Raw genomic sequence first — 12,455 nt, forward strand, 5'->3', positions numbered from 1 at the left:
CGCTCGTCCCGGCGCGCGGCGGCCCGGGTCAGGCCGGGTTCCCCGGCATCAGAGCCGCCTCCCACCGCGCGTACGACAGCACGCGGTACAGGCCGGGTCCGGGCAGCAGCCCCTGCACCTGGCAGGTCCCCTTGCCGCTCAACAGCCTTGCCGTGGAGGCGAGCCGCCCGTCCAGCGCCTCTACGGCGAAGGGCCCGCCGCCGACATGGCTGAACCGGATCTCCCCGGGCGCCCCCGGGTAGCGGAACACGTACGGGCCGCTGGCCTGCAGGGTGTGCCCGGCCGTCCGGACGTGCTCCGGCGACTGGAGCCACATGTGCCAGGTCCCCGACGACTCCATCCGCACCCGCACCTGGCGCTCGCCGTCGGGCGGCACCGGGATCACCACCCGCTCAACGCGCCGTTCGAACAGTGCGCGCGGGCCCGCCGGCCCGTCGAGGTACGCCTGTCCCGCGCCGTCGCGGAAGGCGCGCACGATCAGGAGCACCGGCTCGGCCGGGTCGGCGCGCAGCAGCTCCACCTCACGGTCGCCGCTGCCGCGCACGCACCGGGTGACGGGGGTGTCCGGCGGCCATTCCTTGTACAGCAGCCACTTCGGCAGCGGATCGGAGGAGGTGCGGGGCGCCGGGGAGCCCGTTCGGCGGAGGAGTTGTGTGCCGGCCGGGGCGGTCCGGGGCGAGCGTTCGTCCTCGATACGTACGGCGTCCGCCGCGCAGACCGCGATCGTGCGCGCCGCGCCGCCCGCCGGGGCCCAGGCGATGTCCGTGGTGGACGGGCCGTGCCGCGGGTCGAAGAAGCACGCGGGCCGTTGCTCCGGCGGCTCCTGACCCGAGGCCAGGGCCGCGGCGCGGGCCAGTGCGCGGCGTCCGTCGTCCAGGGCCCGCAGTACGTCGGCGGCGTCCTCGCGGTCGCGGTCGCCGACGAAGTCGCGCTTGGCCCGGTCGTAGGCGTCCAGGGCGCGCCGGTAGTCGGCGAGGACGGCGTCGTCGGCGGGGGTGCCCGTGGGGGCGAACTCGAACCGCGCGAGGGCCTCGCCGAAGTCGGTGATCTCCGCGTCGACCGCCGCGAGTTGCTCCGTGCGGCGACGCCGGAACAACCGGATCGGCCCGCCCCGCCTGCCACCGTCCATGCCCCACGCCCCCCGTGCCGGCCCTCCCGATGCGAAGGGCATCCTACAAGCGCCGCCACCTGGGAAGTCGAGGCCCGAACGATCTCCGGCGGTCACTCGTAAGGGGCATATACCGGAGACACATCCTTGATTACTGTGAGTGATGGCGCCGGGTCGGCGTCATGGTGTCGTCGGAGGGAAGCTCATGCCGAGGAAGTTCGTCGTCGCTGTGGCCTGCGCCGTCGCGCTCGTCGCCGCCGGAACCGGGCCCGCGACCGCGGTGCCCGCCGAGGAAGGCCGGTGGCAGACCCCCAACGGCGTGCTGGGGGCGCAGGTGACCGACGCCCACGTCGGTGTCGCGTACCACCGCAGAGCCGGGGCGGCCGTCGACGTGGCGGTGGGGTACGCGGACAACGTCGCAGACCACCGCAGCGGCTTCGTCCGGCTCGCCCCCGGGCAGCAGCAGTCCGCGGTATGGGAGCGCGGTGCCCTGAGCGGAGGCTGCGTCACGGTCTACGCCCAGTTCCGCAACGACCGCGAGGAGCATGTGCTGTGCCCGTGACCACGAAGTCCCGCCTCCCGGCCGCGGTCACCGCCGTCCTCACCGCGATCGTGCTGCTCGCCTGTGCCTCTAGGGCGACGGCGACCACTACGGCCACCGCGGCCCCATCCGCCGGGTCCGGTGCCGCGGCCCTGGGGCATGTGTATGTGAAGGGCCCGGTGAGCGAGCACCTCTACCGGAACCCGCGTCCGGGCTGCTACGAAGGAACCGGCGCGGGATCCGAGATCCACAACGAGACCGATCAGATCATCGGCTGGTCGCATCTGCCGTGCCATCTCGTGCAGTACAACGCCGCGCTTCCGTCCGGCGCCTACGAATTCGGGCAGGTGGGGAGCTTCACCGTCTACCCCTGACGCACCGTCGCGGCGGACCGCCACGGCGGCCGTCGCGGCCGTCGGCGTCTGCGAGGCGTCAAAACCCGCGAGCACCGCATCAGGGACGTGTCAACGGTGGTCCGAGACGCACGGGGCGCGGACATAGCGTCCATGACGTACCCGAACCCTCGCGTCACTCGCCGGAGGACCTCCATGACAGCCCAGATGAACGACGAAGACCCCGAACCCTGCGAACGTCCCCCGGCCGGACCACTGCTCGTTCCGGTCCGGCCGGGACCATCGGGATGGACGGCGCGTCTCTTCCGCACCCCGCTCGGGCACCGTACGGCCGTCGGCTTCACCTCCGAGCTGCGGCTGGCTGTCACCCTCGGCCCCGGGCAGCCGTGGATCAGGCTCGCCGAACCCGCGCTGAGGGCGCTCACCGCCCCGCTCGGAGTCACCGCGGTCACCGTCGACCCCACGTTCTCGGCGCCGGCTCCCCGCACGACCACGCGCGTCGAGCCGGCACCGGCACCGAGGCCGACGCCGGTACCGGCGTCGGCGCACCGGACAGCCCGAGGGAGTCACGCACGATGACCGCGGTACACGAGACCACCGTCCCCGCGACGCTCGCCGAGCGGGCCTGCGTATGGCCCGCCTCCACCACGGAACCCCACCCCGGTGCCGTCGCGGTGGCGGGAGTGCCCCTGGCGGAGATCGCCGACAGGTTCGGCACACCGGTGTACGTCCTCGACGAGGACGAGGTGCGCGAGCGGTGCCGTACCTATCGGGCCGCCTTCCCCGACGCCGAAGTCCTCTACGCGGCCAAGGCGTTCCTGTGCCGCGCCCTGGTCCACTGGGTCGACGAGGAGGGCCTGGGACTCGACGTGTGCTCCGCCGGGGAACTGGAGCTCGCCGTCACCACCGGCTTCCCGCCGGACCGGATCGTGCTGCACGGCAACGCCAAGTCGCCGCACGACCTGGAGACGGCGCTGCGCCTGGGCGTGGGCCGCATCGTGATCGACAGCCCGTCGGAGATCGCCCGGCTGGCGGCCGCCGTGGGGCCCGAGGGACATCAGCGGGTGATGGTCCGGGTGGTGCCCGGGATCAGCGCCGGGGGCCACGAGAAGATCCGCACCGGGACCGTCGACCAGAAGTTCGGCCTGTCCATCTCCGACGGCTACGCCCAGCACGCCATCGCCCGGATCCTGGACCAGCCGCAGCTCGAACTCACCGGCCTGCACTGCCATCTGGGTTCGCAGATCACCAGCGTCAAGCCGTATCTCGCGGCGGTGCGGCGCCTGGTCGGTCTCATGGCCCGCCTCTACGAGCAGCACGGCCTGGTGCTGTCCGAACTCGACCTGGGAGGGGGCCACGGCATCGCCTACCGCCCCGGCGAACCGTCCCTGGACGTGACCGCCCTGGCCCGGAAGGTGCGGTCGGAGCTGCGCACGGCGTGCACGGCGGCCGGCCTGCCCGTGCCCCGGCTGGTCATCGAGCCGGGGCGGGCCGTCGTGGGACCGGCGGGCGTCGCGCTGTACCGCGTGCTGGCGGTCAAGCACGGCGGCGAGCACACCTACGTCGCCGTGGACGGCGGCATGAGCGACAATCCTCGACCGGCCCTGTACGGGGTGCGCTACGCACCCCGGCTCGTCGGCCGCCGCGGGAGTGCGGCGACGGCCCGGGTGACGGTGGTGGGCAGACACTGCGAAGCGGGTGACATCGTCGCCTCGGACGTGGAACTCCCCGACGACGTACGCCCCGGAGACCTGATCGCCGTGCCCGTGGCCGGCGCCTACCACCTGTCCATGGCGTCCGGCTACAACCTGGTCGGCCGGCCACCCGTCGCCGCCGTCCACGACGGCCGGGCCCGGCTGCTCGTGCGGCGGGAGTCCCTGGACGACATCCGCGTCCGCGACGTGGGGATCTGACCCGAGCCGGTGCGGGTGCCCACTCGCGGGCACCCGCACCTGGTTCTTCAGCCCGGCCCGGCCCGGCCCGGCCCGGCGCGACGGGCCGGGCCGGGCCCCGAAGCACTCCGGCGTCCTCAGACGCCGCGGTGCATCACCCGGCCCCCGGTGACGGTCAGCCGTACCGGTGCCTTGGCGACCTCGTCGGCCGGTGCCTCGACCGGGTCGAGGGAGAGCGCGGTCAGATCGGCCCGCAGGCCCGGCGCGACCCGTCCGGCGACCTCGGCCTCGCCCGCCGCGAGCGCCGCGTGCGTGGTACAGCCCTCCAGGGCCTGAAGCCCGGTCAGCCCGCCGCGCGCCGAGGCCGCTCCGCGGGGCGCGCGGGCGGTGGCCAGTACGGCGCGCGCGTCGAAGTGGGCGATCGGCCAGTCCGAGCCCAGCGCCACGACCGCCCCGGCGTCGCGCAGGTCCCGCAACCGCCAGGCGCGCCCGGAGCGTTCCTCGCCGAGCCGCAGCGACCACTCGTCGGAGCGGTCGGCGCGGGTGTAGGCGGTGTGCGGGGGCTGCATGGAGGCGACGACCCCGAGTGCGGCGAAGCGGGGCACGGTGTCGTCGGGCACCGACTCGATGTGCTCGATCCGGTGCGCCAGGCGCCCGTCCGGACCGAGCGACTCCACCGTGTCCAGCACATGGCGTACGGCGGCGTCGCCGATGGCATGCGTCGCGGTCCGCACCCCGGCGCGGTGCAGATGCCGTACGGCCTCGCTGTACGCCCGGGGGTCCGGCCAGAACGCGTCGGTGCCCTGGCCGTGGCAGTCCGGGTGCTCCAGCCAGGCGGTGCCGCCCTCGACCGTGCCGTCCATGAAGAACTTCACTCCGCCGACCCGCCAGTGCCGGCCGCCCCGGCGCTGCGACGCGACGAGTTCCTCCAGCTCCTCGGCACAGGCGCCCGGCATGCACCACGGTGCGAAGCGGAGCCGTAGCGGCAGGGCCGTCTCCTCGGCCACCGCGCCCACGAGGTCCGGGTCGCCGAGGTCCATCACATGCGCGCCGGTGAGTCCGGTGGCGGCCATGGCGGCCAGCAACTCGATCAGACGGGACCGTCGTTCGGCGTAGGAGGGGCGGGGCATGACCTCGGCGACCAGATCCATGGCCGCGTGTTCCACCAGGTGCCCGGTGAGCCGTCCGTCCGCGTCGGTGGCGAGGTGGGAGCGCTGGGCGAAGGCGCGTGGGCCGGTGACGGCGGCGGCGGCGAGCGCGGCGCCGGTGACCATCGCCGAGTGGCCGTCGTAGAGGCGCAGGAAGACCGGTGTGCCGGGCAGCGCGTCCTCGATCAGGGAGCGGTCGAGGGGGCGGCCGCCGAAGGCGTTGTGGTCCAGGCCGTAGCCGACGACCCAGCCGTCGATCCGTTCGGCGGCGGCGAGCGCCGCGCGCAGCCCGTCGAGGTCGCGGACGGCCGACAGATCGGTGCCGGTCGTCATGGACAGGCCCCACACGGGATGGCTGTGGGAGTCCACCAGGCCGGGCATCAGACAGGCGCCGCCCAGGTCGATCACCTCGGTTCCCGGGCCCGTCCAGTCCCGCGCGTCACCGGGGTCGCCGACGGCGGCGATCAGGCCGTCCCGCACGGCCACCGCGCCGGCCCGGGGCCGGGCGGGGTCGAGGGTGCGGACGCGGGCCCCGGTCAGGACGAGGTCGGCGGCGGTCATGCGGGCTCCTTGGCGGGGGGGACGGCGGTCTCGGGTTCGGGCTCGGTGCCGAAGCGTGCGCAGATCTCCGGGCGCCGTCGCCGCAGCCTGCGGGCGAGTCCGAGGCCGGTCACGAAGACGACCGGGACGAGCGCGGTCAGCACGGTGTTCACGGTCGGGGAGGCCCCGGTGAACAGATCGAGGTGGGTGACGACCAGGACGATGGCGGTGCCGAGCAGCACGGCCGCCACGACGGGGGCCACGACCGTGCGCAGGACGCCCTCCTGGTGGCCGAACCGCCGGAAGTACAGGGGGATGGCGAGCGCGGCGAGCAGTTGCAGGGCCAGCAGGCCGAGCATGCCCGGGGTGTTGACCCACAGCAGCAACTGGGCGTACGGATCGGCGCCGGCCGCCGCGAAGGCCAGGACGACGGCGGCGCCGAGGACGGTCTGGGCGGCGCCCGCGAGGTGGGGGGAGCCGTGGCGCGGGTGGACCCGTGCCAGGGCCTTGGGCAGCACCCCTTCCTCGGCGAGCGCCAGCACGTACCGGTTGATCGCGTTGTGGAAGGCCAGCAGGGAGGCCAGCACGCTGGTGACGATCAGGACGTGCATCGTGTCGGCCGCCCAGCCGCCCACGTAGGAGGTGATGGCGGTGAAGAACAGCCCGGCGGGATCGGAGCCGGCCGCCGCGACGACCTCGGCGTCACCGAAGGACTGGATCGCGATCCAGACGACGAAGGCGTAGAACAGGCCGAGGAATCCGACGGCGGCGTAGGTGGCGCGGGGCACCGTGCGGTCGGGGTCGCGTGCCTCGCGGCGGTAGATGACCGTGGACTCGAAGCCGGTGAACGCGGCGAAGGCGAAGGCCAGCACCACCGCGGTGCCCGGCACCAGCACATGGCCGGGCGTGAAGGAGGCGAGCGACAGCCCGTGCGCGCCGCCCTCGAACAGCACGCCCGCCGCGAGGAGCGCGAGGATGCCGGTCTCGGCGATGAGCAGCACGCCGAGCAGCTTGGCCCCGAAGTGGATCGACCGGAAGCCGCCGTACCAGATGAGCAGCAGCCCGGCGAGGGAGACCGGCAGCCAGGGGACGTCGACGCCGAGCAGGGCGTGCGCGGTGTCCTGGGTGGCGGTGCCGAGGAGACCGTAGACGCCGATCTCCATGCCGTTGTAGCCGATCAGCGCCAGCAGCGCGGCGCCCATTCCGGCGGCGGGGCCCAGACCTCGGGTGATGTACGCGTAGAAGGCACCGCCGCTGCGGACGTGGCGGCTCATGGTGGTGAACCCGACGGCGAACACGGCGAGCGTGATCCCGGCGAGCAGATAGCCCACCGGGGCGCCGATCCCGCCGAGCAGGATGGCCAGCGGGGCGACCCCGGCCATCACGGTGAGCGGGGCGGCGGCGGAGACCACGAAGAAGGCGATGTCGGCGGTGCCGAGGGCCCCCGAGCGCAGGGCGGGTGCGCTGTCCGGGGCGGATCTTTCGATGGGCATGGGCGAGCCCTTCTGGCTGTTCGGAGACGGAGGGACGCGGGCGTGCGGGGAGCCCGGCGCGTAAACCTAAAGCCTTTCGGTTTCCGCAATGTAACCTCCTCCTCGACAGCTGAGAAGACCCTTGAGGGGGACACGGGACATGGGACGGCCGCGCACACCGCTGCTCGACCGGGCGCGCATCACCACCGTGGCGCTCGAACTGATCGACGCCCAGGGCGAGTTCAGCGTCCCGCAGATCGCGCGCAGGCTCGGCGTGCAGACCGGCTCGGTGTATCACCATGTGGACGGCCGGGACGGCATCGTCGAGCTGATCCGGGAGCGGGTGGCGGAGGGCATCGACTCCTCGTCCCTCGACCTGCGGCCCTGGGACGAGGCGCTGGGGGCGTGGGCGCGTTCCTATCGCGCCGCGTTCGCGGCACATCCGCGGGCGGTGCCGCTGCTCATGACCAATCCGGTCCGCGCGCCGCGGGTCCTCTCCCAGTACGAGGGGGCCGTCGTCCTGCTCCTGGACGCGGGGTTCGCGCCGGCCGACGTCATGCCGGTGATCGTCGCCCTGGAGAACATCGCCCTCGGCTCCGCCCTGGACCTCGCCGCCCCGGACGCGATGTGGGAGCTGGCCGACGAGACCGCGACGCCCCGGCTGGCCGAGGCCCTGGCGGCGTCCGCCGGCGGCAGGGCGGACCGCGCCTTCGAGTTCGCCCTGACGGGCTTCCTGGCCCACGCCCGCCGCACGCTGGAGGCGGCCGAGGGGGAGTGAGCCCCCGCTTTCGCCGGTGGGGCGCGGGGCGCGGGCCCGGTCCGGTCAGCCCTCCCGGCGCAGCCCCGCCACGAGCAGGCCGACCAGCCGGCGCGCGTCGTAGTCGGGATTGTTCTCCGCGCCGATGCACAGGTTCCCGACGCCGCGCATGAGTTCGAGGGCGCGGATGTCGGGGCGCACCTCGCCCGCGGCCGTCGCGGCGTCGAGGAGTTCGGTGCACACGGGCACCAGCCGGTCCAGGAAGTGGGTGTGCAGCGTCTCGAAGCCGGCCTCGTCGGACTGGAGCACGGCGGCGAGCCCGTGCTTGGTCACCAAGAAGTCGACGAAGAGATCGATCCACCGGCCCAGCGCGTCGTACGGCGTCGGACGCGCCGCCAGCAGCTCGGGACCGGCCTGCGCGCACGCCTCCACCTGGTGCCGGTAGACCGCGACGATCAGATCGGCCCGGGTGGGGAAGTGCCGGTAGATCGTGGCGGTGCCGACCCCGGCCTCGGCGGCGATGTCCCGCACGGGGGCCTCGACCCCGCCGGCGACGAAGACCGCGGCGGCCGCCTCCAGCAGCGTCCGCTCGTTGCGCCGGGCGTCCGCCCGCCTCGGACGGGCCGTCCCCGGGGTTCCCTCGCTCATCGCGCCGCTCCTTCCATGACCACCCTTGCTAAACGGGACAGTGTTCCGTATCGTCAAACGGGACGCGGTTCCGTTTGGCCATGATGCCAGAGCGGAGGCCCGGTCACCAAGCCCTGCCATGCCCCGGCGCCACCAGCGCGCCCGCTCACCAGGCCTCACCGAAGACGAAGGAGACACGGACATGCAGTACCGCACCCTCGGCCGCACCGGAGTGAAGGTCAGCGCCCTCGCCCTCGGCGCCATGAACTTCGGCCGGATCGGCCGCACCACCCAGGACGAGGCCACCGCCCTCGTCGACACCGCCCTCGAAGCGGGGATCAACCTCATCGACACCGCCGACTGGTACGGGCTCGGCGGCTCGGAGGAGATGCTCGGCAAGGCCCTCGCCGGCCGCCGGGACGACGTCGTCCTCGCCACCAAGGCGAACATGCCGATGAGCGAGGAGCCCAACCATCAGGGCAGCTCCCGCCGTTGGCTGTACACCGCGCTGGACGACAGCCTGCGCCGCCTCGGTGTCGACCACGTCGACCTCTACCAGATCCACCGCTGGGACCCGGAAACCGCCGACGAGGAGACCCTGTCGGCCCTCACCGACCTCCAACGCGCCGGAAAGATCCGCTACTTCGGCTCCTCCACCTTCCCCGCGCACCGCATCGTCCAGGCCCAGTGGGCCGCCCGCGAACACCGCCTCGGCCGCTACGTCACCGAGCAGCCCAGCTACTCCGTGCTGCAACGCGGCATCGAGTCCCACGTCCTGCCCGTCACCGAGCAGTACGGCCTCGGGGTGCTCGCCTGGAGCCCGCTGGCCTCCGGCTGGCTCTCCGGCGCCGTCCGCGAGGGCCGGGAGATCACCACCAGCCGCTCGAAGATCCTTCCGGAGCGCTTCGACCTCACGCTCCCCGCCAACCGCGCCAGGATGGACGCCGTCGAGCGGCTCGCCGCGCTCGCCGACCAGGCGGGCCTGACGATGATCCAGCTGGCCCTCGGCTTCGTCACCGCGCACCCCGCCGTCACCAGCGCCCTGATCGGCCCCCGCACCACGGAGCACCTGCACGCCCAGCTCGCCGCAGCCGACACCGTGCTCCCCGACGACGTGCTCGACGCCGTCGACGAGATCGTCGCCCCCGGCACCGACCTCGCCCCGCACGAGAAGTTCGACACCCCGCCCGCCCTGCTCGACCCGGCCCTGCGCCGCCGCCGACGCTGAGAGGGGGAACCGACGACACGGGTGCCCCGCGCCGCCCCGGAAGCGTCCCCGGGCTTCTCGGCGGACAATTCTCGGGGACCGCTGTCGATCCGGCCGCGCCCCGATCGACGTCATGGTGAGCGGCACCCCGCCGCGGCCGTCACTACCCGACGAGGAACACCATGGAACAGCTGCTGAAAGTCATGAACTTCAACATCTCCAGCGACGGGATCGCCGCCGGAGAGGACCAGACCCTGGAGCGGCCGTTCGGTTTCGACCACCACGAGAAGCTGTTCGCGTGGGCCGGCGCCACCGCCAGCTGGCCGATGCGCACGGACCCCGGTGGCAGCCGCGGCCTCGACGACTACTTCACCCGGGACTACCCGCGCAACATCGGCGCCGAGATCATGGGCCGCAACAAGTTCGGGCCGCAGCGCGGCCCCTGGCAGGACCACGAGTGGCTCGGCTGGTGGGGCGAGAAGCCCCCGTTCCACACGCCGGTCTTCGTCCTCACCCACCACACACGTCCGTCGTTCACGCTCTCCGACACCACGTTCCACTTCGTCGACGACGACCCGGCCACCGTCCTCGCACGGGCGCGGGAGGCGGCGGACGGCAAGGACGTACGGCTCGGCGGAGGCGTCACCACCATCCGGGAGTTCCTGGACGCCGACCTCGTGGACACCCTGCACATCGCCGTCTCACCGATCGAGCTGGGCTCGGGACTGCGCCTGTGGGAGTCCCCCGACGAATTGCTCGACCGGTTCCACCTGGACGTCGTGCCCAGCCCGAGCGGCGTGACCCACCACCTGTTCTGGCGGAGGTGACCCGAGAACCCGCTCCCGCGCGCTCAGTTCTCGGTCGGCACGCACAGCACCGGAGTGCGGGACAGGTGCAGCAGCTTGTGGGGCGTGGAGCCCAGCAGGGCCCCGCGCAGCGGGCTCTCGCCCCAGCTGCCGACCACGATGACCTTGGCCCCGTGCCGCTCCGCCGCGCTGATCAGGGCCTCGGCCGGCTTCTTGTCGATGACCTCCACGCTGGTGGGGACCCCGGCCGCGTCGGCCACCTGGACGGCATGACCGAGCGCCGTGCGCCCAGCCTCCTGCACGGCCTCGCGGTGGGCGCCGTACTCCTCACCGACGGAGCCCGGCGCCGCCGCGCCGTAGACCAGCACAAGGGGTTCCCCGAACGCCGCGGCGACCTCGATGGCGACCTGGAGGGCACGGACGGCGCCCGGGGACTCGTCGTAGCCGAGAACGACCGACATCTGTCAGGACTCCTTGTCGCGGTGGACGAGAGCGGGGTCGGCCACATCGGGGCGTTCCGACCAGAAGACGGGGTTCACCAGACGCCACACGATCATGAGGATCACGCCCACGAGGGCGATGCCGATGCCGATGACCAGCGGGGGCCCGACCCCGAACCACGAGACGCCGCTGTAGGAGTTGGCCGGGTCCGACATGTCGCCGATCGACTCCACCAGCAGCCACGCCAGCAGTGCCGCGCCGATCAGCGGCCCGAGGCCGATGAGGACGAAGTGGTGCACGCTCTCGGTGAGATGGCGGCGGTAGTACACCGCGCAGGCGACACCGGTGAGCGCGTAGTAGAACGCGATCAGCAGGGACAGCGCGGTGAGGGAGTCGAACAGGGCGTTCTCGCTGATCTGGCGGACCACCAGATACCAGGCGATCGCGATGGCGGCCACCCACCAGGTGCTCACGTCCGGGGTGCGGAACCGGTGGCTGATGTGGCTGAAGTGCTCCGGGATCGCATGCCGGCGGGCCATGGACAGAGCCGTGCGGGAGGCCGGGATGATCGTCGTCTGGGTCGAGGCCAGCGCGGAGGTGGAGACCGCGAGCAGCACCACCCAGTCCCAGCCGCCCATCGCCTCCTCGGCGAGGAGGGCGAAGATGAACTCCTCCTCGGCGGCGTTGTCGGTCAGGAACTCCGGTCCCGCGTAGGCGACGACCGCGAAGGCCACCGACACGTACGTCACCAGCAGGATGACCGTGGACCACACGCCCGCCTTGCCCGGCGCGGTCGCGGAGTCCTCGACCTCCTCGGTGAGGTTGACCGCCGATTCCCAGCCCCAGTAGATGAACACCCCGAGCAGCAGACCCCCGGTCAGGGACGCGCCGCCCGCGCCGAACGGGTCGAGCCAGCTCAGCGACGGCTCCACGGAGTCGAGCGAGCCGGTGTCGGCGTACACCCGGTACAGCGCGACCACGGCGAAGACCAGCAGGCAGACGACCTGCGCCAGGATGAGGACGTTCTGCACCCTGGCCGACGCCTCGGTACCGATCACGCACAGCGCCGTCATCACCAGGATGAGCAGCACCGTGAGCACCTGGCGCACGACCTCGTTGTCGGCCCAGCTGTCGAGCCCGAAGGCCAGCAGGGCGAACGTCACCGCGACGTCCGCCAGCGATCCGATGACCAGGACCCCGGTCATCGTGATGGCCCATCCGCCCAGCCATCCCGCCCACGGCCCCATCGCGCGGGTCACCCACGAGAACGTCGTCCCGCAGTCCTGGTCGACCCGGTTGAGGTAGAAGAACGCCGAGGCGATCAGCAGCATCGGCACGAACGAGGCGAGCATGACGCCGGGTGCGTAGACACCCACGAGCGCCACGACCGGGCCGATGGCCGCGGCCAGCGAGTAGGCGGGGGAAGTGGCGTTCAGTCCGATGACGAGGGCGTCCACGAACCCGATCGCGTTCGGCTTGAGCCCTTCGGGCGGATGTGCGTCCGTGGCGCTGTCGGAGGCCATGCTCCCTCGCTTCCGTCGTGGGGTGCCCTCATCCAACAGC

General features: G+C 72.9%; 13 protein-coding genes. 7 read left to right on the forward strand and 6 right to left on the reverse strand.

The features are described 5' to 3' along the window. Positions 1–28: 28 nt before the first annotated feature. The gene (locus tag ABT296_RS26690) at positions 29–1,129 is read right to left on the reverse strand and encodes a hypothetical protein (protein WP_351931177.1); all 1,101 of its coding nucleotides are present in this window, start codon (positions 1,127–1,129) and stop codon (positions 29–31) included. A gap of 184 nt (positions 1,130–1,313) precedes the next feature. On the opposite strand from ABT296_RS26690, the gene ABT296_RS26695 reads away from it, so the two are divergent. The 4 genes from ABT296_RS26695 (at position 1,314) to lysA (ending at position 3,915) form a co-directional block, all read left to right on the forward strand. Further along, positions 1,314–1,670, forward strand: a complete 357-nt coding sequence (locus tag ABT296_RS26695; RefSeq protein WP_351931178.1) for a hypothetical protein — start codon at positions 1,314–1,316, stop codon at positions 1,668–1,670. Then, a complete protein-coding gene (locus tag ABT296_RS26700; RefSeq protein WP_351931179.1) occupies positions 1,667–2,023 on the forward strand; it encodes a hypothetical protein in 357 nt (118 codons plus the stop codon). The genes ABT296_RS26695 and ABT296_RS26700 overlap by 4 nt, the downstream gene beginning before the upstream one ends. Before the next feature lie 174 nt (positions 2,024–2,197). Further along, entirely contained in the window at positions 2,198–2,581 is a 384-nt protein-coding gene (locus ABT296_RS26705) for an SAV_915 family protein (protein ID WP_351931180.1), read from the forward strand. Beyond that, on the forward strand, positions 2,578–3,915 hold the full coding sequence (gene lysA / locus ABT296_RS26710) for a diaminopimelate decarboxylase (protein WP_351931181.1): 1,338 nt from the start codon (positions 2,578–2,580) through the stop codon (positions 3,913–3,915). The genes ABT296_RS26705 and lysA overlap by 4 nt, the downstream gene beginning before the upstream one ends. A gap of 116 nt (positions 3,916–4,031) precedes the next feature. On the opposite strand, the gene ABT296_RS26715 is transcribed toward lysA, so the two are convergent. Both ABT296_RS26715 and ABT296_RS26720 read right to left on the reverse strand, forming a co-directional pair. Beyond that, on the reverse strand, positions 4,032–5,603 hold the full coding sequence (locus ABT296_RS26715) for an amidohydrolase (protein ID WP_351931182.1): 1,572 nt from the start codon (positions 5,601–5,603) through the stop codon (positions 4,032–4,034). Then, positions 5,600–7,075, reverse strand: a complete 1,476-nt coding sequence (locus ABT296_RS26720; RefSeq protein WP_351931183.1) for an APC family permease — start codon at positions 7,073–7,075, stop codon at positions 5,600–5,602. The genes ABT296_RS26715 and ABT296_RS26720 overlap by 4 nt, the downstream gene beginning before the upstream one ends. Before the next feature lie 139 nt (positions 7,076–7,214). On the opposite strand from ABT296_RS26720, the gene ABT296_RS26725 reads away from it, so the two are divergent. Continuing rightward, entirely contained in the window at positions 7,215–7,832 is a 618-nt protein-coding gene (locus ABT296_RS26725; RefSeq protein WP_351931184.1) for a TetR/AcrR family transcriptional regulator, read from the forward strand. A gap of 45 nt (positions 7,833–7,877) precedes the next feature. Here ABT296_RS26725 and ABT296_RS26730 read toward each other — a convergent pair whose 3' ends face one another. Next, positions 7,878–8,459 (reverse strand): TetR/AcrR family transcriptional regulator, encoded by a 582-nt coding sequence (locus ABT296_RS26730; RefSeq protein ID WP_351931185.1) that lies wholly within the window; start codon positions 8,457–8,459, stop codon positions 7,878–7,880. Positions 8,460–8,640: 181 nt separating this feature from the next. On the opposite strand from ABT296_RS26730, the gene ABT296_RS26735 reads away from it, so the two are divergent. Continuing rightward, positions 8,641–9,666: an aldo/keto reductase gene (locus ABT296_RS26735; protein ID WP_351931186.1), complete on the forward strand. Its 1,026-nt coding sequence runs from the start codon at positions 8,641–8,643 to the stop codon at positions 9,664–9,666. A 161-nt stretch (positions 9,667–9,827) separates the two neighbouring features. Then, positions 9,828–10,472: a dihydrofolate reductase family protein gene (locus ABT296_RS26740; RefSeq protein WP_351931187.1), complete on the forward strand. Its 645-nt coding sequence runs from the start codon at positions 9,828–9,830 to the stop codon at positions 10,470–10,472. 23 nt (positions 10,473–10,495) lie between these two features. Here ABT296_RS26740 and ABT296_RS26745 read toward each other — a convergent pair whose 3' ends face one another. Continuing rightward, a complete protein-coding gene (locus ABT296_RS26745; RefSeq protein ID WP_351931188.1) occupies positions 10,496–10,912 on the reverse strand; it encodes a universal stress protein in 417 nt (138 codons plus the stop codon). A gap of 3 nt (positions 10,913–10,915) precedes the next feature. Continuing rightward, positions 10,916–12,415: an APC family permease gene (locus tag ABT296_RS26750; RefSeq protein WP_351931189.1), complete on the reverse strand. Its 1,500-nt coding sequence runs from the start codon at positions 12,413–12,415 to the stop codon at positions 10,916–10,918. Positions 12,416–12,455: the final 40 nt, after the last annotated feature.

Source organism: Streptomyces sp. NPDC000983 (assembly GCF_040299205.1).
In the GTDB taxonomy this organism is placed as follows: Bacteria; Actinomycetota; Actinomycetes; order Streptomycetales; family Streptomycetaceae; genus Streptomyces.

What these genes read in the sequence shown, in the direction of transcription:
- ABT296_RS26690 (WP_351931177.1), bottom strand. Translation starts at nt 1,129, where the DNA reads ATGGACGGTGGCAGGCGGGGCGGGCCGATCCGGTTGTTCCGGCGTCGC.
- ABT296_RS26695 (WP_351931178.1), top strand. Translation starts at nt 1,314, where the DNA reads ATGCCGAGGAAGTTCGTCGTCGCTGTGGCCTGCGCCGTCGCGCTCGTC.
- ABT296_RS26705 (WP_351931180.1), top strand. Translation starts at nt 2,198, where the DNA reads ATGACAGCCCAGATGAACGACGAAGACCCCGAACCCTGCGAACGTCCC.
- lysA (WP_351931181.1), top strand. Translation starts at nt 2,578, where the DNA reads ATGACCGCGGTACACGAGACCACCGTCCCCGCGACGCTCGCCGAGCGG.
- ABT296_RS26715 (WP_351931182.1), bottom strand. Translation starts at nt 5,603, where the DNA reads ATGACCGCCGCCGACCTCGTCCTGACCGGGGCCCGCGTCCGCACCCTC.
- ABT296_RS26720 (WP_351931183.1), bottom strand. Translation starts at nt 7,075, where the DNA reads ATGCCCATCGAAAGATCCGCCCCGGACAGCGCACCCGCCCTGCGCTCG.
- ABT296_RS26725 (WP_351931184.1), top strand. Translation starts at nt 7,215, where the DNA reads ATGGGACGGCCGCGCACACCGCTGCTCGACCGGGCGCGCATCACCACC.
- ABT296_RS26730 (WP_351931185.1), bottom strand. Translation starts at nt 8,459, where the DNA reads ATGAGCGAGGGAACCCCGGGGACGGCCCGTCCGAGGCGGGCGGACGCC.
- ABT296_RS26735 (WP_351931186.1), top strand. Translation starts at nt 8,641, where the DNA reads ATGCAGTACCGCACCCTCGGCCGCACCGGAGTGAAGGTCAGCGCCCTC.
- ABT296_RS26740 (WP_351931187.1), top strand. Translation starts at nt 9,828, where the DNA reads ATGGAACAGCTGCTGAAAGTCATGAACTTCAACATCTCCAGCGACGGG.
- ABT296_RS26745 (WP_351931188.1), bottom strand. Translation starts at nt 10,912, where the DNA reads ATGTCGGTCGTTCTCGGCTACGACGAGTCCCCGGGCGCCGTCCGTGCC.
- ABT296_RS26750 (WP_351931189.1), bottom strand. Translation starts at nt 12,415, where the DNA reads ATGGCCTCCGACAGCGCCACGGACGCACATCCGCCCGAAGGGCTCAAG.